This is a genomic window from Paraburkholderia sp. GAS206C (assembly GCF_050435645.1).
Classification (GTDB): domain Bacteria; phylum Pseudomonadota; class Gammaproteobacteria; order Burkholderiales; family Burkholderiaceae; genus Paraburkholderia; species Paraburkholderia phenazinium_B.
Genome location: NZ_JBNDKR010000021.1, coordinates 1 through 21,163, shown reverse-complemented (window position 1 = coordinate 21,163; position 21,163 = coordinate 1). Strand labels below are relative to the sequence as shown.

General features: G+C 60.3%; 19 protein-coding genes and 1 rRNA gene. 6 read left to right on the top strand and 14 right to left on the bottom strand.

The features are described 5' to 3' along the window. The first annotated feature begins 89 nt into the window (after nucleotides 1-89). Nucleotides 90-356: a hemin uptake protein HemP gene (gene hemP / locus P3T20_RS36925; RefSeq protein WP_074265263.1), complete on the top strand. Its 267-nt coding sequence runs from the start codon at nucleotides 90-92 to the stop codon at nucleotides 354-356. Between the two features lie 309 nt (nucleotides 357-665). Here hemP and P3T20_RS36920 read toward each other — a convergent pair whose 3' ends face one another. The 5 genes from P3T20_RS36920 to uvrB form a co-directional block, all read right to left on the bottom strand. After that, nucleotides 666-2,021, bottom strand: coding sequence for a 4Fe-4S binding protein (locus P3T20_RS36920; protein ID WP_254368909.1), 1,356 nt, complete (start codon nucleotides 2,019-2,021; stop codon nucleotides 666-668). An 83-nt stretch (nucleotides 2,022-2,104) separates the two neighbouring features. Beyond that, nucleotides 2,105-2,950 carry an FTR1 family iron permease gene (locus P3T20_RS36915; RefSeq protein WP_074265265.1) on the bottom strand — a complete coding sequence of 282 codons (846 nt, stop codon included), beginning with the start codon at nucleotides 2,948-2,950 and terminating at the stop codon, nucleotides 2,105-2,107. A gap of 57 nt (nucleotides 2,951-3,007) precedes the next feature. Continuing rightward, nucleotides 3,008-3,340, bottom strand: a complete 333-nt coding sequence (locus tag P3T20_RS36910) for a cupredoxin domain-containing protein (RefSeq protein ID WP_074265266.1) — start codon at nucleotides 3,338-3,340, stop codon at nucleotides 3,008-3,010. Nucleotides 3,341-3,370: 30 nt separating this feature from the next. Then, nucleotides 3,371-3,919, bottom strand: coding sequence for an iron transporter (locus P3T20_RS36905; RefSeq protein ID WP_074265267.1), 549 nt, complete (start codon nucleotides 3,917-3,919; stop codon nucleotides 3,371-3,373). A 305-nt stretch (nucleotides 3,920-4,224) separates the two neighbouring features. Next, a complete protein-coding gene (gene uvrB, locus P3T20_RS36900; RefSeq protein ID WP_074265268.1) occupies nucleotides 4,225-6,318 on the bottom strand; it encodes an excinuclease ABC subunit UvrB in 2,094 nt (697 codons plus the stop codon). 352 nt (nucleotides 6,319-6,670) lie between these two features. Between uvrB and P3T20_RS36895 the strand changes: the two genes are divergently transcribed. Further along, the gene (locus tag P3T20_RS36895; protein WP_074265269.1) at nucleotides 6,671-7,870 is read left to right on the top strand and encodes an amino acid aminotransferase; all 1,200 of its coding nucleotides are present in this window, start codon (nucleotides 6,671-6,673) and stop codon (nucleotides 7,868-7,870) included. 135 nt (nucleotides 7,871-8,005) lie between these two features. Here P3T20_RS36895 and P3T20_RS36890 read toward each other — a convergent pair whose 3' ends face one another. Continuing rightward, on the bottom strand, nucleotides 8,006-9,244 hold the full coding sequence (locus P3T20_RS36890) for a DUF3734 domain-containing protein (RefSeq protein ID WP_074265270.1): 1,239 nt from the start codon (nucleotides 9,242-9,244) through the stop codon (nucleotides 8,006-8,008). Nucleotides 9,245-9,254: 10 nt separating this feature from the next. Next, nucleotides 9,255-10,052 (bottom strand): 3-hydroxybutyrate dehydrogenase, encoded by a 798-nt coding sequence (locus tag P3T20_RS36885; protein WP_074265271.1) that lies wholly within the window; start codon nucleotides 10,050-10,052, stop codon nucleotides 9,255-9,257. A 268-nt stretch (nucleotides 10,053-10,320) separates the two neighbouring features. Between P3T20_RS36885 and P3T20_RS36880 the strand changes: the two genes are divergently transcribed. Then, the gene (locus tag P3T20_RS36880; protein WP_074265272.1) at nucleotides 10,321-11,292 is read left to right on the top strand and encodes a potassium channel beta subunit family protein; all 972 of its coding nucleotides are present in this window, start codon (nucleotides 10,321-10,323) and stop codon (nucleotides 11,290-11,292) included. A 276-nt stretch (nucleotides 11,293-11,568) separates the two neighbouring features. After that, nucleotides 11,569-12,414: a 23S rRNA (adenine(2030)-N(6))-methyltransferase RlmJ gene (locus P3T20_RS36875; protein ID WP_074265273.1), complete on the top strand. Its 846-nt coding sequence runs from the start codon at nucleotides 11,569-11,571 to the stop codon at nucleotides 12,412-12,414. Nucleotides 12,415-12,491: 77 nt separating this feature from the next. Here P3T20_RS36875 and P3T20_RS36870 read toward each other — a convergent pair whose 3' ends face one another. The 3 genes from P3T20_RS36870 to cueR form a co-directional block, all read right to left on the bottom strand. Further along, nucleotides 12,492-12,854 (bottom strand): hypothetical protein, encoded by a 363-nt coding sequence (locus P3T20_RS36870; protein ID WP_074265274.1) that lies wholly within the window; start codon nucleotides 12,852-12,854, stop codon nucleotides 12,492-12,494. Between the two features lie 268 nt (nucleotides 12,855-13,122). Beyond that, entirely contained in the window at nucleotides 13,123-13,269 is a 147-nt protein-coding gene (locus P3T20_RS36865) for a DUF3563 family protein (protein ID WP_074265275.1), read from the bottom strand. 297 nt (nucleotides 13,270-13,566) lie between these two features. Beyond that, complete coding sequence (gene cueR, locus P3T20_RS36860) at nucleotides 13,567-13,989, bottom strand: Cu(I)-responsive transcriptional regulator (protein WP_074266142.1); 423 nt, start codon at nucleotides 13,987-13,989, stop codon at nucleotides 13,567-13,569. A 226-nt stretch (nucleotides 13,990-14,215) separates the two neighbouring features. Between cueR and P3T20_RS36855 the strand changes: the two genes are divergently transcribed. Next, nucleotides 14,216-14,419 (top strand): heavy-metal-associated domain-containing protein, encoded by a 204-nt coding sequence (locus P3T20_RS36855; protein WP_074265276.1) that lies wholly within the window; start codon nucleotides 14,216-14,218, stop codon nucleotides 14,417-14,419. A 13-nt stretch (nucleotides 14,420-14,432) separates the two neighbouring features. Beyond that, nucleotides 14,433-15,350, top strand: a complete 918-nt coding sequence (locus P3T20_RS36850; protein ID WP_074265277.1) for a dTDP-4-dehydrorhamnose reductase family protein — start codon at nucleotides 14,433-14,435, stop codon at nucleotides 15,348-15,350. A gap of 140 nt (nucleotides 15,351-15,490) precedes the next feature. Here P3T20_RS36850 and P3T20_RS36845 read toward each other — a convergent pair whose 3' ends face one another. The 4 genes from P3T20_RS36845 to rrf form a co-directional block, all read right to left on the bottom strand. Continuing rightward, nucleotides 15,491-18,640 carry an error-prone DNA polymerase gene (locus tag P3T20_RS36845; protein ID WP_074265278.1) on the bottom strand — a complete coding sequence of 1,050 codons (3,150 nt, stop codon included), beginning with the start codon at nucleotides 18,638-18,640 and terminating at the stop codon, nucleotides 15,491-15,493. Between the two features lie 6 nt (nucleotides 18,641-18,646). Next, the gene (locus P3T20_RS36840) at nucleotides 18,647-20,131 is read right to left on the bottom strand and encodes a Y-family DNA polymerase (protein ID WP_254368865.1); all 1,485 of its coding nucleotides are present in this window, start codon (nucleotides 20,129-20,131) and stop codon (nucleotides 18,647-18,649) included. Beyond that, complete coding sequence (gene imuA, locus P3T20_RS36835) at nucleotides 20,061-20,768, bottom strand: translesion DNA synthesis-associated protein ImuA (RefSeq protein ID WP_074265279.1); 708 nt, start codon at nucleotides 20,766-20,768, stop codon at nucleotides 20,061-20,063. Before imuA ends, P3T20_RS36840 begins: the two co-directional genes overlap by 71 nt. Nucleotides 20,769-21,078: 310 nt before the next feature. Then, nucleotides 21,079-21,163, bottom strand: a 5S ribosomal RNA gene (rrf, locus tag P3T20_RS36830); the annotation flags it as partial.

The following is a 21,163-nucleotide window of genomic DNA, read 5'->3' as shown; positions in this document are numbered from 1 at the left end:
AACTGTAATCCGATGAATTTATCGACCTTGTAAATGGGAACGATTATCATTTAGAATCACTCCATCGAATCGACAACCCGACGGAACGAATGAACGACCTTACACGCTCTTCTACGCTTAGCCTGCGCCGCCCAGCGGCGGCTGCGCTAACCAGCCGTCCGAAAGCCATCAGCACGACCGCTGCTCCGCGGCCGTCCGCCGAACGCAGCCCGTCGACGCCGGCCGCAAACACTTCCGCGCCGGCAGTCCGTAGCGAGACGCTGCTCCAGGGCCGCAGTCACGTCAGCATCGTGCATAACGGCGAGACCTACCAGCTTCGCGCCACGCGGCTCGGCAAACTGATTCTGACCAAGTAACGAGGTATCTACCGGGTATTGTGGGGACCACCTCCTCGAGAGGTGTTGGGCATTAGCCAGCAACGACGGCTTGCACGCGAGATCTAGACCCCTTCGTGCAAACACACCAAGCCAGCCGTCACAGCAAGCCACGCCGTTTTTTTGGTTCTCATTTTGGTTCCCACCAATGCGGACTTGCGCTGAAGCGCTTGTCGCAACTACTGAACGAGTCGTATGAAGAAGCCGTGTGGATGGCGACATCCCACGGCTTTTGTGTTTGCTGCGCTGTCTGCGGAAGCGCGGGTGGAGTAGTTGGTGTTCAACGCGCCGCTAGCGCGTCCAGCCCCAGAACATCAGCCACCACGCACTATCGACAACGGCGAGTGCAGTGATAAACCACACCATCGCAAAGCCGCGCTGGAAAAGCCGCTCACTGTAGCGGCGTGTGACGAGCCAGGCGAGCCAGGCGCTCCACAGGTTGGCCACAGCCAGAATGGCAATGCGCAGATCCGTCGCCCACCACAGCGAGACATGCTCGGCGCGTAATAGCGACAGTGTGGTCGCCGACAGCCCGAGAAACACGCCAGCACCCGCGAGCGGAATCAGCCCCTGCGCGAGATGATGCAGCCGCTCCGTCGTCGCAAACTTGCCCAGCGTGCGGGATGCGCCCATCAGCAACACCAGCAGGATCGTGCCGTAGACGAGCCCAGTCGCAACGATGTAGCCGATCACGAGCGAGCCGTCGAGCCACGAAAATACATCGTTCTGCTCAGGATAGTGCGTGAAGAGAAACCACGGCGGGTTGGTGTCGAGCGGCCAGGTGATATCGCGATCCACGAGCCAGGTGGCGAGAACCATCTTCAGATCGACGAACCACGTCGACACCGTCCAGTGAAACGCGCCAATCGCAATGCCTAGCAGTCCATACAGAATTAGCGCGGTGTCCCAGGCGCTTGCCTGCCGATCGCCAAGCTCCACGATTTCCGACGACGGTGCGCGCCACGTCAAGGCAATCGCATCACGATGTCCACTGCAGCGGCCGCACATATGGCACGACGCCGCACCCTTCATGTTGCGCAGCGGCACCAGCGGGGCGCAATTAATCGGAATCACGCGATGGCCGTGTTCGCCCTCTTTATACGAGCGGCGCCAGGCGTCTTCGTCGACCTTGTAGTGAAACGGTGCGAGTCGCGCCAGAAGCCCGAAAACCCCGTTGACGGGGCAGAGATACTTGCACCAGACGCGCTTCTCGCGTCCATACAGCAGGCCGATAATCATCGCGGCAAAAGTCGAGCCGCCGAGCACCAGCAACACCGCCTTCGGATACTGATAGACACTCACCATCTGACCGTAAATGGTGGTGAGACCGAAGGCGACAAACGGCCAGCCTCCCCAGCGCATCCAGCGAGGAATCGCCCAGCCGCGGCCGAATTTGCTGGCGAACTCGGCGAGCGTGCCCTCGGGGCACAGCACGCCGCACCATACGCGACCCAGCATCACCATGGAAAGCAGTACGAACGGCCACCAGATACCCCAGAACACGAACTGCGCGGCAAGCGTCAGGTTATTCCAGAGATGCGCCGTTTCGTCCGGCAAGGGCGAGAACGCCGGCACGAGAATCAGGAACGCGTATACCGCGACGACGACCCACTGGATGCCGCGAATCAGCGCGCCGTGACGCTGCATCCACTGGCCCGCCGCTGCGAGCCGGCCTGGGCCGCTCGCGGGGTTGGCGTGGTCGAGGTGTTTTGAGCGGCGCAACGCCCCTCTCATGCTACGCGCCCCGCCGCCTGCTGCGCCGGCTGCCGGTTAGCGCGGCGCACCAGCAGATAGACGATACCCCAGTACACCGCATACGCGATCAGGTTCATCAGCGCGGGATGCGCGCGATAGCCAGTGAGCGTGGCAACGAGCGACCCGAACGTGCTCGAATCGTCTAGCAGCGCCGAGGTGTTCCACAATTGATCGACAAACGTGGGAAGAATTTCCTTGTCGATCAGCTTGTCGACGCCGGTCTGGAACAGGCCCGCACCGAGAAACAGCAACATGATCTCGGTGACGCGGAAAAAGAGCCGCCACGAGAAAAGCTTGCCACCCAGTTGCAACACGTAGAACGTCAGGAATGCGAGAGCGAGGCCAATCAGCACGGCCAGTATCTGGCCGCCGTCGACGTGGCCCGACTGGCCGAAGCCGAGGCCATACAGAAAGATGACCGTTTCGCTGCCTTCACGCGCGATTGCGAGTGCGACCAGCACGGCGATGCCCCACCAGTTCGAGTCGCGCGTGCTCTGTTGCAGCGACTGCTCCATGTCACGCTTGAGCGTGCGGCCATGCCGCTTCATCCACAGCACCATCTGCACGATCAGCACGCACGCAACCAGCACCATCGCAGTTTGAAAGTAGTCCTGCGCGTCGCCGGACAGGACTTCAGTGAATCCGATCAACGCAGCTCCGAGCGCGATCGCCGCAAGGATGCCCGCGCCGACGCCCGCCCACAAATACGGCAGACCGCGGCGCGCGTTGTCGTCGCCGTTCTTCAGCCACGCGTACAGAATACCGACGACCAGCAGCGCCTCGACGCTCTCCCGCCACACGATGAACAACACCTGACCCATCGAACTTCTCCTGCTACCTGAGCGGACGCCAGGCGCCCGCACTCAATACTGCCGGACCTACTTCGCGACGATCACACCCTGTGCCTGCTGATGAAAATCGTCGAAAAACTTATATTCACCCGGCGACAGCGGCGCGATCACCACGAACGAATCCGCGCCCGGCGCGAGCACCTTCTCCTTACGCAACTGGACGCTCTCAAATTCAGCCGCGCCCTTGCCCGTGTTGCGCACCTCGATCTTGATGCGCTGTCCGGCCGGCACCTCGATGCGCGCCGGATTGAGCGTGCCGTCTGCCATTTCAAGCTTGAACGTGGGCAGGTCGGCAGCGTGCGCGGCGCCAACGAGCGAAGTCGTCATGGCAAGGATTGCGATGTTTCGGTTGATTCTCATGGCCCCTTCCAGGCAAATGCCGCGCGTTGATCAGTACCCGCCCTTCTTGCCGATGCCCGCATACGTAAAGTCGTATTCGAGCGTGAACGGCTTGAACCAGGGACCCACGCCGGTTTCCTTGTCGACGTGACGGCCGAAGGCCATGTGGCCGGTTTGCATCGGCGGTGCGATGAAGAGCTTGAGGTGGTATTTGCCAGGGCCTTGCAGCTTGACGTTGTCGCCGTAGTGCGGACCGTCGTCGGCGACCATCGCCATCATGTCGCCCTTCTGCGTCTGGGTGGAGCCGGCCTTCGTGAGTTCATAGCTCACTTGCAGATAAGGCATCCAGTCGCCTTCCGCGAAACCAGTCGGGTTGTTCTTGACCGCGTGGATGTCGGCCTCGAGGTGGACGTCCGAATCGGATGCCTTGCGCATCATGCCTTCCGGTTCCATCGTGATCGGCTGCAGATAGACCGCGCCGATTTCCATGCCGCCCTGAATCTGCTGCTTGCCGATCGGATACTCGGCGGCCGTTGCCGTGATGGCTGCCACCACTGCGACGGCTACCATGCCGCCGCGCACGAATGAAGAAACCCGCATTGAAACTCCTTGTTTTTTAGACTGAAATGCTGAACGCCAGCGCCAAAACCGGTGCCCGCTCAGCATTCAATACACTTTCTCATAATTACTAACGCTAATGCGAACTATTCGTATTATTGAGCGAATCTTACCAGTTTTTGGAGTCGAAAACAAATGACGACGCCGGGAAACCCTTTCTCAGCAAGGGTTTCATGAGACGTCAAAAACGGGGATTGTCCTGACACGACCGTCAGGCAAATCCTTACTAGAAGGCTTCGCCTGAGGTCAGAGTCGGGTAGGAAGGATGGAGCTTAGAGGTGGTGTAACTAGCTGGTGCCGGTCAGATGATCGCCGACATTAGCGCCAAATACCCGTTGACGCAGCAGCGCCAGCTGATCGCGCGTCTGGGCCGCCTTTTCGAATTCGAGGTTCTTGGCGTGCTCCATCATCTGCTTCTCGAGCCGCTTGAGTTCCTTCGACAACTGCTTCTCGGACATGTCCTCGAACTTCGCGCGCTGTTGCTGTTCCTGCAACTCCGCGCGCGCTTCGTCGACGTTATAGACGCCGTCGATGATGTCCTTGATGCGCTTGACCACACCGCGCGGCGTGATGCCCATCTCGAGGTTAAAGGCGATCTGCTTGTTGCGGCGCCGTTCGGTTTCGTCGATGGCGCGGCGCATCGAATCGGTGATGCGGTCCGCGTACAGGATCGCCCGGCCGTTCACGTTCCGCGCGGCCCGGCCGATGGTCTGGATCAGCGAGCGTTCGGCGCGCAGGAAGCCTTCCTTGTCCGCATCGAGAATCGCCACCAGCGACACTTCCGGAATGTCGAGCCCCTCACGTAGCAGGTTGATCCCCACCAGCACGTCGAACGTGCCAAGCCGCAGATCACGGATGATTTCGACACGCTCGACCGTATCGATGTCGCTGTGCAGGTAACGCACCTTGACGCCATGGTCCGCCAGAAACTCGGTCAACTGTTCGGCCATGCGCTTGGTCAACACCGTGACCAGCACGCGGTCGCCCGCCTTGACGCGCTCGTTGATTTCGGCGAGCACATCGTCAACCTGGGTACGCGCCGGACGCACCTCGATTTCGGGGTCGACAAGGCCGGTTGGCCGGACCAGTTGCTCGGCCACCTGCCCTGCCGTCTTCTGCTCGTAATCAGCGGGCGTGGCCGACACAAATACCACCTGGCGCATCTTGCGTTCGAACTCGTTGAACTTGAGCGGACGGTTATCGAGCGCGGATGGCAGACGGAAACCATAGTTGACCAGGTTCTCCTTGCGTGCCTTGTCACCGTTGTACATACCGTTCAACTGACCGATCAGCACGTGCGATTCGTCGAGCAGCATCAGGGCGTCGCTCGGCAGGTAGTCGACCAGCGTCGGCGGCGGTTCACCCGGCGCCGCGCCCGAGAAGTGCCGCGAATAGTTTTCGATGCCTTTGCAGAAGCCCAGTTCCTGCAGCATTTCCAGATCGAAACGGGTGCGCTGCTCGAGACGCTGCGCCTCCACCAGCTTGCCTTCGCTATAGAAAAACTCGAGCCGGTCGCGCAGTTCGGCCTTGATCGTTTCCACGGCTCGCATCACGGTCTCGCGCGGCGTCACATAGTGCGACGACGGGTACACCGTGAAGCGTGGAATTTTCTGACGCACACGGCCCGTCAGCGGGTCGAACAGCTGCAGGGTTTCGATTTCGTCGTCGAACAATTCGACACGCACCGCCATTTCCGCGTGCTCCGCCGGAAAGATGTCGATCGTGTCGCCGCGCACGCGGAACGCGCCGCGCTGGAACTCGGTTTCGTTGCGGTTGTACTGCATGGCGATCAGCCGCGCGATGATGTCGCGTTGACCGATCTTGTCGCCGGTGCGCAGCGTCAGAATCATCTGATGATATTCGGACGGGTTGCCGATACCGTAAATCGCCGACACCGTCGCCACGATCACCACGTCGCGCCGTTCCATCAGACTCTTCGTAGCCGAGAGCCGCATCTGCTCGATATGCTCGTTGATCGACGAGTCTTTCTCGATGAACAGGTCGCGCTGCGGAACGTACGCTTCCGGCTGGTAGTAGTCGTAGTACGAGACAAAGTACTCGACGGCGTTGCGCGGGAAAAACTCGCGGAATTCCGAGTAAAGCTGCGCCGCCAGCGTTTTATTCGGCGCAAAGACAATCGCCGGACGGCCGAGCCGCGCGATGGTGTTCGCCATCGTGAAGGTCTTGCCGGAGCCGGTCACGCCGAGCAGCGTCTGGAACGACAGGCCATCCTCGACGCCTTCGACGAGCGTGTCGATAGCGGTGGGCTGGTCGCCAGCAGGCGCGTACGGCTGATAGAGCTGGAACGGCGAGCCTTCGAACGTCACGAATTTCGACTCGTCGAGAGCGTCGTTGACTTCAGTCAGATGATGTTCGGACATGTGTGCGGCACCGGGGCCTGGGCAAAGGACTATTCTAGCGGTTTGCGGGAGCGCGGGCTGAGCCGGCGACCGAGGGATGACTTGCTTGATTCGCTGGATGCGAGCCGCTTCCGATGCGGTAAAGAAGCGCCCGTATAGCCATGCAAGGTGTAACGTTGCCGCCCTTTTTCAGGGCCGCCGCCGCGGACATCAAGGCGCCGCCGGCTTGTCGAATCTGATGCCAAAGCGCTGTTTTTCAAGCAAATAATCCCGCCCCGTGGACAGGATGGGTCAAAAAACCCGTCAGGATTCGCTACAATGGCATGCTGCGCTCTTCGCTGCCGCCCCTCTTTTTTACTACTGCCGAACCATCATGTCTCTGTTCTCCGCCGTCGAACTTGCTCCCCGCGACCCGATCCTGGGCCTGAACGAAGCTTTCAACGCCGATACGCGTACCACCAAGGTCAACCTGGGTGTGGGCGTGTACTTCAATGAAGAAGGCAAGATTCCGCTGCTGCGCGCCGTGCGCGACGCGGAAAAGGCGCGTGTCGAAGCGGCGCTGCCGCGCGGCTACCTGCCGATCGAAGGCATTGCGGCTTACGACGCGGCCGTCCAGAAGTTGCTGCTCGGCAACGACTCGCCGTTGATCGCCGCGGGCCGCGTGGTCACCGCGCAGGCATTGGGCGGCACGGGCGCATTGAAGATCGGCGCCGACTTCCTGAAGCGCCTGAACCCGGCCGCCAAGGTCGCGATCAGCGATCCGAGCTGGGAAAATCACCGTGCGCTGTTCGAAAGCGCCGGCTTCGAAGTCGTGTCGTATCCGTACTTCGACGCGAAGACCAACGGCGTGAACTTCGAAGGCATGCTGAGCGCGCTGAACGGCTATGAGGCAGGCACGGTCGTCGTGCTGCACGCCTGCTGCCACAACCCGACCGGCGTCGACCTGAGCGCGGCCCAATGGCAACAGATCGTCGAAGTCGTCAAGGCGCGCGGCCTGGTGCCGTTCCTCGACATCGCCTATCAAGGCTTCGGCGACAACATCGAATCGGACGCGTCGGCTGTGCGTCTGTTCGCGCTGGCTGAACTGAATGTGTTCGTGTCGTCGTCGTTCTCGAAGTCGTTCTCGCTGTATGGCGAGCGCATCGGCGCACTGTCGATCATCACGGCCAGCAAGGAAGAGGCTTCCCGCGTGCTCTCGCAACTGAAGCGAGTGATCCGCACGAACTACTCGAACCCGCCCACGCACGGCGGCTCGGTAGTCGCAGCCGTTCTCGCTTCGCCGGAACTGCGCGCCACGTGGGAAACGGAACTCGCCGAGATGCGCGACCGTATCCGTGCGATGCGTAACGGTCTGGTGGAACGTCTGAAGGCAAGTGGTGTGGACCGCGACTTCAGCTTCGTGAACGCGCAACGCGGCATGTTCTCGTACTCGGGGCTGACGTCGGCGCAAGTGGACCGTCTGCGTGAAGAATTCGGCATCTATGCGGTGAGCACGGGCCGCATCTGTGTGGCTGCCCTGAATACGCGTAACCTCGATGCTGTCGCCAACGCGATCGCTCACGTTCTGAAGTAATGCTTTGAGGGAGAGCGGCGCGGTTAAGCGCCGCTCTTTCTCTAGTCAGGTTGTATGAACAACGGCGCCCATCACCTGGGCGCCGTTTTCATTTGGCCAGCGTTAGCGTTGTTGCCAGGAAACCTCAGCGTTGGCCTAGCGTTTGTCGCGGTGAATGTCGTGCGTGACGAAGCCAGCGTCGTTATCGGGCATTGCGAGCCAGTCGGGTTGTGCCAAAGAGGCCCGGATATCTTCCAGACCGCTTTCCCAATGTTCGCGCATGGTGGAGAGGCCGAACTGAAAATCCTTGAAATGCCCTTCGTACTCCTTCTGACGATAGATCAGATGGACAACGTTGTAGCGCTTCGAGCAGGAGAGTTCATCGGCGACCTTGCACCAGGCGTCCTCGCGATGTTCCGGTGCCACGCGGTCGAGCACTTCGCGCAGCACATGCCGGAAGCGTTGCGAGCGTTGCAGCATGTCGGTAACGAGACGCGTGCGGCTCGAATACTGGATGTCCTTCATGCGGCCCTGCACGTCCGTTATATTGTCCGGTACGGGCCCGATGGCACTCCACAGATCCACCTGAAACGCGAGTGTGTCGCGCCGCGGCGTGCTCTGCACGACTTCGTAGAGCGGCGTGTTCGACATCAGGCCGCCGTCCCAATAGTATTCCCCGTCGATTTCCATCGCGCCGAAGCCAGGAGGCAGCGAGCCGGATGCCATGAAGTGCTCCGGCCGCAGTTTCATCCGCGTGTTGTCAAAGTACGCGAAATTACCGGTACCGACGTTCACTGCTCCCACCGAGACGCGCGTTTCGCCGGAGTTGATCCGGTCGAAATCACACAGTCTCTCGAGCGTCGCCTTCATGGGCGACGTGTCGTAGTAGCTGGCATTTTGCGGCGGCCCGGAGACGGTGGGCATGGGCGGCGGAAAGCGCGGTACAAAGAATCCCTGCTGCCCTTGAACGATCGCGCCGGTTGCCTGCGCGGCGGTGAAAGCCTTGCGGACCGTGTCGCCGGAATTGAATAGCAGCTGCTCGAGGAACGGCGGCAATGGCGGCGCAAAAGCCGGTTGACAGATCGTCTCCCAGAATTCGAGCAGCCGCGTCACGCGATGTTCCGGCGCATTACCGGCAATGATCGCCGTATTGAGCGCGCCGATCGAGATTCCGGCGATCCAGTTTGGGTGAATACCGGTCTCGTGGAGCCCCTGATAAACGCCTGCCTGATAGGCGCCCAGCGCGCCGCCGCCTTGCAGCATCAGCGCGATGGTTTCGTACTGGGGTAACTGGGTATGCCGGCTGGCGCGAACGCCAGCCGCTGCTCCGGCGTGCTCGCCATCCCCGTCGCCGAGGGTGCCAGCCCGCGCCCGCTTGACATTGCGTTGCGCCATAGCGGCCTCCTTATTGCATGAACCAGCCGTGGCTCACAATGAAGGACTGACCGGTCAAGGCCGCGCTCGGGAAAGTGGAGAGGAACAGCACGGTTTGCGCGACGTCTTCCACCGTGGTGAAGATGCCATCCACCGTGCCGCCGAGCATCACATTGCGAATCACATCTTCTTCGCTGATGCCCAGTTCTTTGGCCTGCTCAGGAATCTGTTTGTCGACCAGCGGCGTGCGCACAAAACCCGGGCAGACGACATGCGAGCGCACGTTGTGCTTCGCGCCTTCCTTGGCCAGCACGCGCGCGAGACCCAGCAAGGCATGCTTGGCCGCGACATACGCCGACTTCAGCGGCGAGGCTTCATGCGAGTGGACCGAGCCCATGTAGATCACGATGCCGCCGCGATCGTCTTTATACATGTGCTTAAGGGCGGCCTTGGTGGTGAGGAACGCACCATCGACGTGAATGGCCTGCATTTTCTTCCAGTCCGAAAATGCATAGTTCTCGATAGGATTGACGATCTGGATGCCTGCGTTCGAGATCAGGATGTCGATCGAGCCGAATTCAGCGGCGACCTTGTCGATGCCCTGATTGACGGCTTCTTCGTTGGTGACGTCCATGGCGACACCGATGGCCTTGCCGCCGGCCTGTTTGATCTCTTCAGCAACGGCGTTCGCGCCATCCTGATTCAGATCGGCAATCGCGATGGCAGCACCCGCGGCCGACAACGTCAGCGCGATCTGCTTGCCGATTCCGCTCGCCGCGCCCGTAACAACCGCGACCTTGCCATTCAGATTCGTATTCAGTGACGACATCCAGAACCTCCATTGGGTTGATGAGCAATGAAACCACGGCACGCAAGCGGCGTGAAGCTAGCCGGACGGCATAGGCCGTTCGGACGAATGCTGCACTGCGGCCAATTTTGCTATTGTGCATGAAGCCCGGCAAAGGCATCCGGAATTCACGCGCAAATGCATATCTCTTTAAACTGTGCGTTTCGCGTCCGAATCTGCGTCTGAAATCAGCGCCGGATTCCACTGGCAGACCTGGATGCCCGTTGCATCAACTCGCAAGGAGAAATGCATGAACTATCGACGACTCGGCCGTTCCGGCCTGCAAGTCAGTGAACTATCCATCGGTTCCTGGGTGACCTACGGCAACCAGGTGGACACGCACGCAGCGCGCGAATCGCTGGCGGCCGCCCGTGACGCCGGGGTCAACTTCTTCGACAACGCCGAGGTCTACGCCGCCGGCAAGTCCGAAGAAATCATGGGACAGGCGTTGAAGGAACTGGCATGGCCGCGCATCAGCTACGTAGTGTCGACAAAGTTTTTCTGGGGCCTGCAGGAAGCGCCGAATCAATATCACACGCTTAACCGCAAGTATCTGCTGAACGCGATCGACGCGTCTCTTAAGCGGCTGCAACTCGACTACGTGGATCTGGTGTTCTGCCACCGCCCGGACCCAAATACGCCGGTCGAAGAAACTGTCTGGGCGATGAGCGACATGATTGCGCGCGGCAAGGCGCTTTACTGGGGCACGTCCGAATGGAGCGCGGACGAGATCCGGGCGGCCTACGAGATCGCGGAACGGCATCATCTTCATAAACCTGTCATGGAACAGCCACAGTACAACCTGTTCCATCGCAAGCGCGTCGAACAGGAATACGCGCGGCTCTACGAGGACATCGGTCTCGGACTTACAACGTGGAGCCCGCTTGCATCAGGCCTCCTGACCGGCAAGTACCGCGACGGCGTACCGGCGGACAGCCGGGCGCAATTGCAGGGCTACGACTGGCTGCGCAAGCAGGTGACGGATTCGGGCAAAAACGGCGTTGTCGGCAAGCTCGGCAACCTGGCGGACGAACTGGGCTGCACAGTCGGCCAACTCGCAATTGCATGGATTCTGAAGAACCCGCATGTCAGTACGGTGATCACCGGCGCGTCGCGGGTCGAGCAGATCGCCGAGAACATGAAGGCGCAGGACGTGGCGGCGAAAATCACGCCGGAGGTCAAGCTGAAGATCGAAGAGATCGTTGGGGACTCGTACGACTGATCTGGAGGGCGATGTGAGCGGTGGCTGCTGCGCGAGGGGAATCGGCCACGGGTGCCTTGAGCCCTTGATCACCCGGTCGCAGGGCCACTGCTGGCCCTTGGCTCGAGGCTCGGCCCACCCACCGTTCGGACCGCCGCGCCGGCTCGCGTACAATACCCGACCGTACTGCCCGCGCATCTCCGGTCACAACGCGGCGCCCCCGCACGGCCGGACCCGAATGCGTCCGGCCAGAAACGCCAATCGACCGGCACGCCCTCTTTCGAGTCTCACCTCATCATGCTTAGTTACCGCCACGCCTTCCATGCAGGCAATCATGCCGACGTCCTGAAGCACGCCGTCGTCGTGCAACTGCTGCGCTATCTCGCCCAGAAGGACAAGGCGTACTGGTACATCGATACGCACGCGGGCGCCGGTGTCTACTCTTTGCAGGAAGGCTACGCTACCAAGACCGGCGAGTTCGAGACCGGCATCGCCAAGCTGTGGGGACGTAAGGACCTGCCGCCCATGCTGGCCGACTATGTGGATGAAGTGGCGGCCCTCAACGCGGATGGCAACCTGCGCTTTTATCCCGGCTCTCCGTATCTCGCATGGCGGCTGATGCGTGAACAGGACCGCATGCGTCTGTTCGAACTGCACACCACGGAAATCGACGTGTTGCAGCACAACTTTCGCGATGCCGGCCGGCGCGCCATGCTCTACGCAGGCGATGGCTTCGAAGGCGTGAAGGCCTTGCTGCCGCCACCGCCTCGCCGGGCGCTGGTGCTGATCGATCCTTCGTTCGAAGACAAGCGAGACTACTCGCGCACGCTGAATTGCGTCGAGGAAGGTCTCAAACGCTTTGCGACCGGTACTTACGCGATCTGGTATCCGCAGGTGACGCGCCTTGAATCGCAGCGCTTTCCGGATCAGCTAAAGCGCTTGCAGGAACGCAACTGGCTGCATGTGTCGCTGACCGTCAGCAATCCGCCGTCGGATGGTTTTGGACTGTTCGGCAGCGGCATGTTCATCGTGAACCCGCCCTACACGCTGGCAAAAACGCTGAAAGAAACCATGCCGTGGCTAGTGCAGACACTAGGCCAGGACAAGGCCGCGCAATTCAAGCTGGAGCATCGCGGCGATTGAAAGATGCGCTGCCTGGCAGCGCATTCGCCCTGCCGCACATATCCGAATCGGCGGGCTCCCGAAGGCCGGTCCGGCGTCTACTGAGATGACTGCGCCGGCCTCACCTGCGATTTCGAATGAGACGATGACGTGCTTCCCCCGGCAGGCAACTGAACATACGGGGCAACGATGATCGGTGTGGACGAGTTCGAGTTGAGCTCGGTGGGCGTCGCGATCGGCTTCGCCTGAACGATGCGCTCGTGCGAAAGCGGTGCAGTCTGCAGCACCGTGCCGCTGTGGCCATCGCTGATACCGCTTTGCGTATCGAGTATCAACGGCTTCCCACCGCTGGACGAATCCGCAAACGCGGCTGGCGCACCGAGCATAAGCAGCGACGTCGCGGTAAATAGCGCGGGGACAACGGCGCCCTGAAAGGCGCGAATCAATCGGACAGGAGCCATGAGCGGACCGGGTTGGTTGCGGGAATGCCGGATTGCGCAAAAAACGCTTTACCTTACCGCGGTGGCAACGTTCAAGCTAGTCGATATTGAACGACGTGTGGACGTGAGCTGGTAGACGGACGCTGAGCGGCTAATCAACTGGCTGGCTAACGGCTCTGGCTAACGCAGACTCCAGATATGACAAAGCCCCGTCTACACGGGGCCTTACGCTCTACTGCTGCGACTGCGCGAACTGCGCTGCCGCGGGTCAAACGGACTTCAGACTGCTTTACAGCGAATAGCCGTTCGTTTCGAGCGAGCGGATGCGCTGTTCGAGCTGGACGATATCCGACGACGATGCGAGGTAAGCCTCACGGCGGCTACGTTCAGCGGTCTCAAACCAGGTGCTCAGCTTTTCAAGAAGGTATGCAAACATGATGTTCTCCAAGGATCAGAAATGAATCCCCGGTGGATTGGACATCAGGGATTTCCCTTATGAAGGGTTAACCCGGATTATAGCCTTCTGGTGCAACCTGGCTAGTGAAATGCCCGAATGACGTGCATTCCGTTTTGGAATGGTGCATCCGAAATTAGGCGCCAAGTGACTGATTTTGATAGATTAAATGGCCTTTCAATGCAGATTTCATGCGATCTGACGTCCAAAACGCACCAATTAGGTGCGAATGCGTGGCCTGGTTGCAACGAGTTGACGTCGAGGTTGCACCTTTCATCGTCAATCGGCATGACAAGTATGGCTAACGGCCGTCGCGGGATCCGCCAGACCCTCGATGATCGGGCAATCGGGCCGCTCGTCACCATGGCAGTGATCGGCCAGGTGCGAAAGCGTGTCGCGCATCTCCGTCAGTTCGGCGATGCGGCGATCGAGATCGGCCACGTGTTCAAGCGCGATCGCCTTGACTTCGGCGCTGGCGCGCGAGCGGTCCTGCCACAAAGCCAGCAGACGGCGGATGTCTTCGACGAGGAAGCCCATACGCCGCGCCTGGCGAATGAAGCGCAGCGAGTGCACTTCCTGCGAACCGTAAACCCGATAGCCGGCCGTGGTGCGAGCCTTTGCCGCCAGCAAACCGACACTTTCGTAGTAGCGAATCATCTTCGCCGTGACGCCCGATGCGCGGGCCGCTTCACCGATGTTCATGACTGTTTCCCTTGTCGACCAGAGTTCGCGCTTCAACTGGCGAGCAGAGTTCACGCTTTGGCGCATGACTCCGCTTCCATGCAGAACACTTACTCTGGTCCGTGCAATTCGCTAGTGATGTCTGCCGATCGTACACCTTCCCACCGTGGGAAGGTCAGTCCTCCAGTTGCGGTCTGGCAGGCATAATTCAACCGTTACACCATTCACGTTTCTCGAGGCAAAGCAGATGACGATCGAATTTCAGGTAGAAGGTATGAGCTGCCAGCACTGTGTGGCGGCAGTCACCAACGCGATTCGCGAGCAAGACGCCACGGCGCAGGTCAAGGTCGATCTGGAGACGGGCCGGGTGGCGGTCGAATCGACCCAACCGGTCAATGCGCTCAAGGCGGCGATCGACGAGGCCGGCTACACGGTCGTCGATACTCACTAAGGTGAGCGCGCCTATGTTCAAGGTTGCCGTGATCGGCGCGTCGGGCTTGCTAGGCTGCGCACTCGCTGACGAGTTGGCGCAGCAAGCGGACTGGCAGATCGTTTCGACGGCTTTCCGGCACGCCGGGCCGCATCACATCACGCTCGATATCCGTGATGCACAGGCGGTCGAGCAGTTTGTCGAGCGCGAGGCTCCCAATGCGATCGTGATTGCGGCGGCTGAACGCCGTCCCGATGTCTGCGAGCATGACCCGGCGCTGGCCCGTGCATTGAACGTCGACGCTGTGCGTACCTTGGCTGCAATGGCCAGGAAACGCGACGCCTGGGTGCTGTCGATCTCCACGGACTATGTGTTCGACGGCGCTCACCCGCCTTACCTCTACGATGCCCAACCGTCACCGATCAATGCCTATGGCCGCAGCAAGCTCGACGGTGAGCGAGCGCTCACTGAGACGACCGATCTTGGTTGCGTGCTGCGTCTGCCTCTTCTGTATGGGCCAATTGTCGATTGGGCGGAATCGGCAGTGACCAGTCTGGTACCGGCCATTGCCGCATCGGCGAGCTCTTCGCCGAACCCAAAGGCAGCCGTGATGGATGCATGGGCAATCCGTTATCCGACTTTTACGCCCGACGTTGCGTTCGTCATCCGTCAGATGCTCGAACGGCATGCGCATGGGGAAACCATTCGCGGCATCGTGCAGTGGTCGGGCAATGAGCCGATGACGAAGTACGAAATTGCGCTACGTCTGGCCGAGGCGCTGCAACTTGAGGCTCAGCTCACGCCGCAACGCACGCCGACGAATGCGACGCCGCGCCCGCACAATTGCCATCTGGATTCGAGCCGGCTCGAAGCGCTGCAGATCGGCCGCCGTACGCCGTTCGATACGGCGATCAGGCAGGTATTGGCGAAGTTTCCGTGGCAAGGAAGATGACGGAAGTGTACTCGGCGCAGGTCGGCATTGCGGCTCGTTATTACGAGCTGCAATAAGCCGCCATGGCCCGTTCGGACGGCGCGCCCTGCTCGCCGCCCAAGTCCGCCTGGTAGCGCAAGTTAAATCCGGTAAACAGGCAATCAGCAAAAATCCCTGCTGGTGGACTGCAGCCCACCCAGCAGATGCGACATATCTACCAGGTGATGCGCAACGAGGTGCTGCACTTCCCCTTCACGCTGCCAGACGCCGTACACCGCGAGCAGCGATGCCCCCAATACTTCCTTGCGCTGTCTCTCGAGCAGAGCTGGCCACACGATCACATTGACATTGCCCGTCTCGTCTTCGATTGTTACGAAGATCACCCCTTTCGCCGTACCTGGCCGCTGCCGAACCGTAACGATCCCGCAGGCGCGCGCCAGTCGTCCGTTAGGATAACTGCGTAGTATCGATGCCGGCATCAGCCGGTTGGCCAATAATTGAGGCCGCAGCAATTGAAGCGGATGACGGCCGAGCGTCAACCCCACCGAGCGGTAGTCCGCGACGATCTCATTGCTTTCCGATGGCGCGCCCAGTTCCGGCGTCTCATCCTGCACGGCAGCGATGGCCAGCATGTCCTTGTCGGGCACGGCGGCCACCGAATGCCACAAGGCCTCGCGACGATTGCCTGCGAGCGCAACCAGCGCATTCGCATCGGCCAGCACGTGCAGATCGTGGCGGTTGAGCTGCGCGCGGCGGGCCAGGTCATGCACGCTCCTGAACGGCCGCACCGCGCGAGAATTCTCAATGCGCTCTGCGGCGTTGTCTTTCATGCCGCGCAACAGCGATAGCCCCAAACGAACCGCAGGGCGCTCTGCATCTTCGATCGTTTCGAGCGTCGAATCCCATCCGCTGACGGTCACATCGACCGGCAACACCTTGACGCCATGCCGTTGCGCATCCTGCACGAGTTGCGACGGCGAGTAGAAGCCCAGTGGTTGACTGTTGAGCAGGCCGGCGAGAAATGCCTCCGGCTCATGACACTTCAACCAGCTACTCGTGTAGACAAGCAAGGCGAAACCCGCTGCGTGACTTTCCGGAAAGCCATATTCGCCGAAGCCCTTGATCTGTTCGAAGATCGCTTTGGCAAAGCCTGGATCGTAGCCATTTTTTTGCATCCCGGTCATGATGCGATCCTGGTACTTCTCCAACCCGCCCTTGCGCTTCCATGCGGCCATTGCACGGCGCAGTTCATCGGCTTCGCCTGCCGTGAAATCGGCCGCGATCATAGCAACCTGCATGACCTGTTCCTGGAAGATAGGCACGCCAAGCGTGCGGCCCAAGGCAACCTCCAGTTCTTCACTCGGATACGTGATGAGTTCCGGCTTCTGTCGCCTGTTCAAATAAGGGTGCACCGCTCCACCCTGAATCGGGCCAGGCCGCACGATGGCCACCTCGATGACGAGGTCGTAATATTCGCGTGGACGCAACCGCGGCAGCATACTCATCTGCGCTCGCGATTCGATCTGGAACACGCCGATGGTGTCAGCGCGGCAAATCATGTCGTACGTCTTTTCGTCACCCTCTGGTATGTCTTGCATCTCGATGCACTCACCTCGTCGCTCCGATACGAGATCAAGCGTGCGCCGGATCGCCGACAGCATGCCGAGCGCCAGGACATCGATCTTTAGCAATCCAAGCGATTCAAGATCGTCCTTGTCCCATTGAATCACCGAACGATCCGCCATCGCCGCGTTCTCGACTGGCACAAGACGCGTGAGCTTGCCGCGGCTGATTACGAAACCGCCGGAATGTTGCGACAGATGCCGCGGAAAGTTGAGCAATTGTGACGCGAGTTTCGCCCAGGCCTGAATCAACTGATTTTCTGGGTCGAGTCCTGATTCCTCGAAACGCTTTAGCAGATCATGACCGTTGTCGAACCAATGGTGTGACTTTGCGACCGCATCGACGATTTGCGGATCGATCCCCAGTGCCTTGCCCGTCTCACGCAATGCACCACGCGGCCGGTAGGTGGACACAGCAGCCGCAATTGCCGCGCGATCACGCCCATACTTGTCATAGATGTACTGAATGACTTCTTCGCGCCGCTGATGCTCGAAGTCGACGTCAATATCCGGCGGCTCGCCGCGCTCTTTGGAAATGAAACGCCCAAACAGCATGTTGCTGCGCTTCGGATCCACCTCGGTGATGCCCAGGCAAAAACATACGACAGAGTTTGCTGCCGACCCTCGCCCTTGACACAGAATGTGCTGACTGCGCGCGTAACGAACGATGTCATAGACAGTCAGAAAATACGGTTCGTATTCCAGGTCCGCGATGAGCGCCAGTTCGTCCTCAATCTGTTGCTGGATGCTGGCCGGAATGCCGGAAGGAAAGCGCCACTGTGCGCCGATATACGTCTCCTGACGAAGGTACACCGTAGGCGTGAAACCTTTGGGCACGAGTTCATCGGGGTATTCGTAGGCTACATCCTTCAGCGAAAATGAGCAGCGTTCGAGCACGTTGATCGTTTCGCGTACAGTGTGTTCAGGATAAAGATTTTCAATACGCAGCCGCGAGCGTAAATGCTGTTCGGCATTCGGCGCGAGATCGTAACCGCACTCATGAACCGGTTTGCCGACACGGATTGCCGTCATCGTGTCTTGCAATGGTTTGCGCGAGCGTACGTGCATCACGACGTTGCCGAGTGCGACGACGGGCACGTTCTGACGATCCGCGACATACTCCATTGCACCGCGATGAATATCGTCCATCGCGCGTTGATGCAGCACAAGACCCGCCCATGCGCGTCCGGGAAAAGTCCCGTCGAGCCATTCGATTTGAGCTTCCAATGCCTCTTCTTTGGCGGGAAATGTGGGCACCAGAATCGCGAGACAGTCAGGCATGCCACGCAGATGAACGTTTTCACGATCAGGCCGTGACAGATCGTGCGGCGTCAGCCGGTATTCCCCCTTCGGCGCACGGGTCCGCGCAAGTGTAATCAGCTCCGACAGGTTGCCGTAGCCCTCACGGTTTTGCGCAAGCAGGATGAGTCCGAACGCGGGCGTACCGTCGGCATTACGCAACTGAAAATACGACCCGATAACAAGCGGTAGCTCCGCTTTCCCAGCAGCGACGTGCGCGCGAACCACGCCCGCGAGCGAGCATTCATCCGTGATGGCCAATCCCGCGTAACCGAGTTGCTTTGCGCGCTCGACGAGTTCTTCCGCATGCGACGCGCCGTGCAGGAACGTGAAGTTGGAGAAGCAGAACAACTCGGCGTACGCCGGTAGCGAAGTGGAGGTGGGATCCATCGGGCGTCATCCGAACAGGCCGTGAAGGAACCAGCGTTGCTCTTCTTCGGCATCGCGGCTGCTGACGCGCTCACAATAGATCCAGTAGCAGGTGCGGTCCTCTGCTTGCGCAACGAAATAGTCGCGCGTGACGAGTTCTCCGTCGAACCAGCCGGCTTCGATACGCTCAGCCGGCGACATTGTCCGCAGAGACGAGCCATAAAACGGCCGATGCTGGCGCATCAGCAGACGCATGGGCGTAGCCAGCATCCATGTCGGACGCGGCAGGCTATCGGGAAACGTGCTGTTATTCGCCGTCTGGCTAACCGGCACCCACCGATTCGCGACCTCCGGCCGGTAATCCGCAGTCGGCGCAGGACGCAGCACGTTCTCGTCGCCAAGCCGCGCGATCAGCAATTCAATCAGACGTGCATGATCCTCCGGCGAGCCCCCGGGTTCGGGAAACAGGCTGTTTGTATCAGGCGTGGCCGCGTCGACCTTCGATGCATCGAGGCGCAACGCAATGGCCGGCGCCGCGAGCTCCACACGATGCAACCGCTCCTTCACGAGACGCAGCAGGTGGTCTTCATGCCACGTCGGTTCGCCGAGCGCAATTTCGATCAGCGTCGGCGCAAGCGCCTGCCTGCCTCGTTCGTGTTCGATAGACAGCGTGATCGCAGTGACCGCCAATTGCTTCGCGCACAACCATCCGCACAACTGCACGATCATCCTGTGTGCGGCGAATATTGCGCCGTCCGCATGTTCGAGCCGGTCGGGCAATTCGATGCGCGCGGAAAATGTGGGCGGCAACTCGAGCCAGTCGAACAACTCTGGCGCTGTACCGAAGGCACGATCCAGCGAATCCAGCAAATGTTCGCCGCAGCGACGCTGCAAACCTGCACGCGGCAAGCGACGCACGTCGCCAATCGTCTCGCTGCCAAGGCCCGAGAACCAGTCGGCGAACGGGCGAATCTCGGGCACTGCGAGCATAGGCAACGGGTGCAGCACGCGCTCGAGTGAGGGCAGCTGCACTACTCTGCGCGCACCACCACGTCCCTGTCCGTACTTCGCCAGTAGCCATGCGCCCTGCCCCGTCGGCGCAACACTGATGCGTGCGGTCAAACCAAACGTGTCGAGCATCGACTTAGCCTGCCGGCACAACGACAGCAGGCCGCCGAAAAGCCGTAGACTCGCGCCGACTTCGACGATTACCGTCGCCTCATCTAGCAACGCGACATCAGGCGAAAACCTCAGCAGCGCCATACCGACGTCCCACTGTGCAGCGGCCTCACGTGCAATGTCGCGCTCGTACATTGCGGTTTCCGGCGATAACGTCAGGACTCCACCGCGCTTCATGCCAAGCAGGACACCCGCTTCACGCGCCGCCCTGTCCGCGATCACCACCTTGTCTTTCTCGAGCACGGCACTGCCGTGCGCCGGTTCAGGCGACCACCTCGGCCGGAAGACTTCGAGGGACAACTTCGGCAAGTGAACGGCGAGAAAGACGCGCATGACGGGAAAACAAAACTGGAGTGGGTTGAAGAGAAATCGGCAGAGGCTCCGCGCGTATTGGACCTCGTCGTTTCACGATATCGACGATCAGGCCTTCTGCGGCCGGTCGTAAAGCCAGCCGCAGTAACGCCGGCGATGAATCCTGGGCCGCCGTGAGTGGCCGGACCATGATGAATAGCGTCTCAGATGATTGCGCAGCCAGATGCAGACGCCGCAGCGATGACGACTGCGCGTGTTGTGCCCACAAAATCAGCGCGCCACAGCTGCCGGCACGCAAAATCTGTTCGGCCGACCAAAGGACATCAGTTACCTTTGGCGGCTTGATTTGCAGCAGGCGATCGAGCGATAACCCGATATACCGGAGTCCCAATCCGTCAGGAATGTGCGGCGGCTGGACCAGCGCAATCGGCCGCTCTCCGAGCGAGCTAAGCGCAGGCTGCAAAAGCCGCATTTCCCCGACGCCGGGCTGCTGAACCAGCAGATCAATTAGCGCGCCAACTGGCCAGCCACCGCCGGGCAACTCCGTCGAAAGTGCTGGGTAGCCGGTGTCCACCATGTGGCCACGCCCACGCGCAAGCTGTGAGGCTCGCCAGAGCGACGGGTGAATCTCTTCGGCACTGATGGCGGAGACTGACATGGCGTGCGGGAACCTGTATATATATACAGTATCCTACACGGAAATTTCCTGCCGTGAATTGGCACTTTTAAGGGGATGGCGAGAGTTGCCAAGTGCGAGAATGCTGTTTATTTGGACAGCATTTTGAGGAAATTAGACTGCGTCGTTGGAAACTGGCGGGGAGCTTTGTTAGACCGGCCTTTGGTGGGTTCGCGGCCTTATGCGAGGAGCGTCAAGACGGTTGCGGTAATGCTAGGCGATTGCGTGGTTTTGCGCGCGTAAACGCAGAAACCCCACCTTTTCGGGGTGGGGTTTCTGATGCTGCTAGGGAGCCTGACGATTACCTACTTTCACACGGGTAATCCGCACTATCATCGGCGTGGAGTCGTTTCACGGTCCTGTTCGGGATGGGAAGG

Excerpts from the sequence above, each read along its gene's own strand:
- imuA (WP_074265279.1), bottom strand. The coding sequence starts at position 20,768 with ATGTCAGTCTCCGCCATCAGTGCCGAAGAGATTCACCCGTCGCTCTGG.
- P3T20_RS36890 (WP_074265270.1), bottom strand. The coding sequence starts at position 9,244 with ATGGCGCAACGCAATGTCAAGCGGGCGCGGGCTGGCACCCTCGGCGAC.
- P3T20_RS36870 (WP_074265274.1), bottom strand. The coding sequence starts at position 12,854 with ATGGCTCCTGTCCGATTGATTCGCGCCTTTCAGGGCGCCGTTGTCCCC.
- P3T20_RS36845 (WP_074265278.1), bottom strand. The coding sequence starts at position 18,640 with ATGGATCCCACCTCCACTTCGCTACCGGCGTACGCCGAGTTGTTCTGC.
- P3T20_RS36850 (WP_074265277.1), top strand. The coding sequence starts at position 14,433 with ATGTTCAAGGTTGCCGTGATCGGCGCGTCGGGCTTGCTAGGCTGCGCA.
- cueR (WP_074266142.1), bottom strand. The coding sequence starts at position 13,989 with ATGAACATCGGTGAAGCGGCCCGCGCATCGGGCGTCACGGCGAAGATG.
- P3T20_RS36915 (WP_074265265.1), bottom strand. The coding sequence starts at position 2,950 with ATGGGTCAGGTGTTGTTCATCGTGTGGCGGGAGAGCGTCGAGGCGCTG.
- P3T20_RS36905 (WP_074265267.1), bottom strand. The coding sequence starts at position 3,919 with ATGCGGGTTTCTTCATTCGTGCGCGGCGGCATGGTAGCCGTCGCAGTG.
- P3T20_RS36910 (WP_074265266.1), bottom strand. The coding sequence starts at position 3,340 with ATGAGAATCAACCGAAACATCGCAATCCTTGCCATGACGACTTCGCTC.
- hemP (WP_074265263.1), top strand. The coding sequence starts at position 90 with ATGAACGACCTTACACGCTCTTCTACGCTTAGCCTGCGCCGCCCAGCG.
- P3T20_RS36855 (WP_074265276.1), top strand. The coding sequence starts at position 14,216 with ATGACGATCGAATTTCAGGTAGAAGGTATGAGCTGCCAGCACTGTGTG.
- P3T20_RS36885 (WP_074265271.1), bottom strand. The coding sequence starts at position 10,052 with ATGTCGTCACTGAATACGAATCTGAATGGCAAGGTCGCGGTTGTTACG.
- uvrB (WP_074265268.1), bottom strand. The coding sequence starts at position 6,318 with ATGTCCGAACATCATCTGACTGAAGTCAACGACGCTCTCGACGAGTCG.
- P3T20_RS36920 (WP_254368909.1), bottom strand. The coding sequence starts at position 2,021 with ATGCAGCGTCACGGCGCGCTGATTCGCGGCATCCAGTGGGTCGTCGTC.
- P3T20_RS36840 (WP_254368865.1), bottom strand. The coding sequence starts at position 20,131 with ATGCGCGTCTTTCTCGCCGTTCACTTGCCGAAGTTGTCCCTCGAAGTC.
- P3T20_RS36865 (WP_074265275.1), bottom strand. The coding sequence starts at position 13,269 with ATGTTTGCATACCTTCTTGAAAAGCTGAGCACCTGGTTTGAGACCGCT.
- P3T20_RS36875 (WP_074265273.1), top strand. The coding sequence starts at position 11,569 with ATGCTTAGTTACCGCCACGCCTTCCATGCAGGCAATCATGCCGACGTC.
- P3T20_RS36895 (WP_074265269.1), top strand. The coding sequence starts at position 6,671 with ATGTCTCTGTTCTCCGCCGTCGAACTTGCTCCCCGCGACCCGATCCTG.
- P3T20_RS36880 (WP_074265272.1), top strand. The coding sequence starts at position 10,321 with ATGAACTATCGACGACTCGGCCGTTCCGGCCTGCAAGTCAGTGAACTA.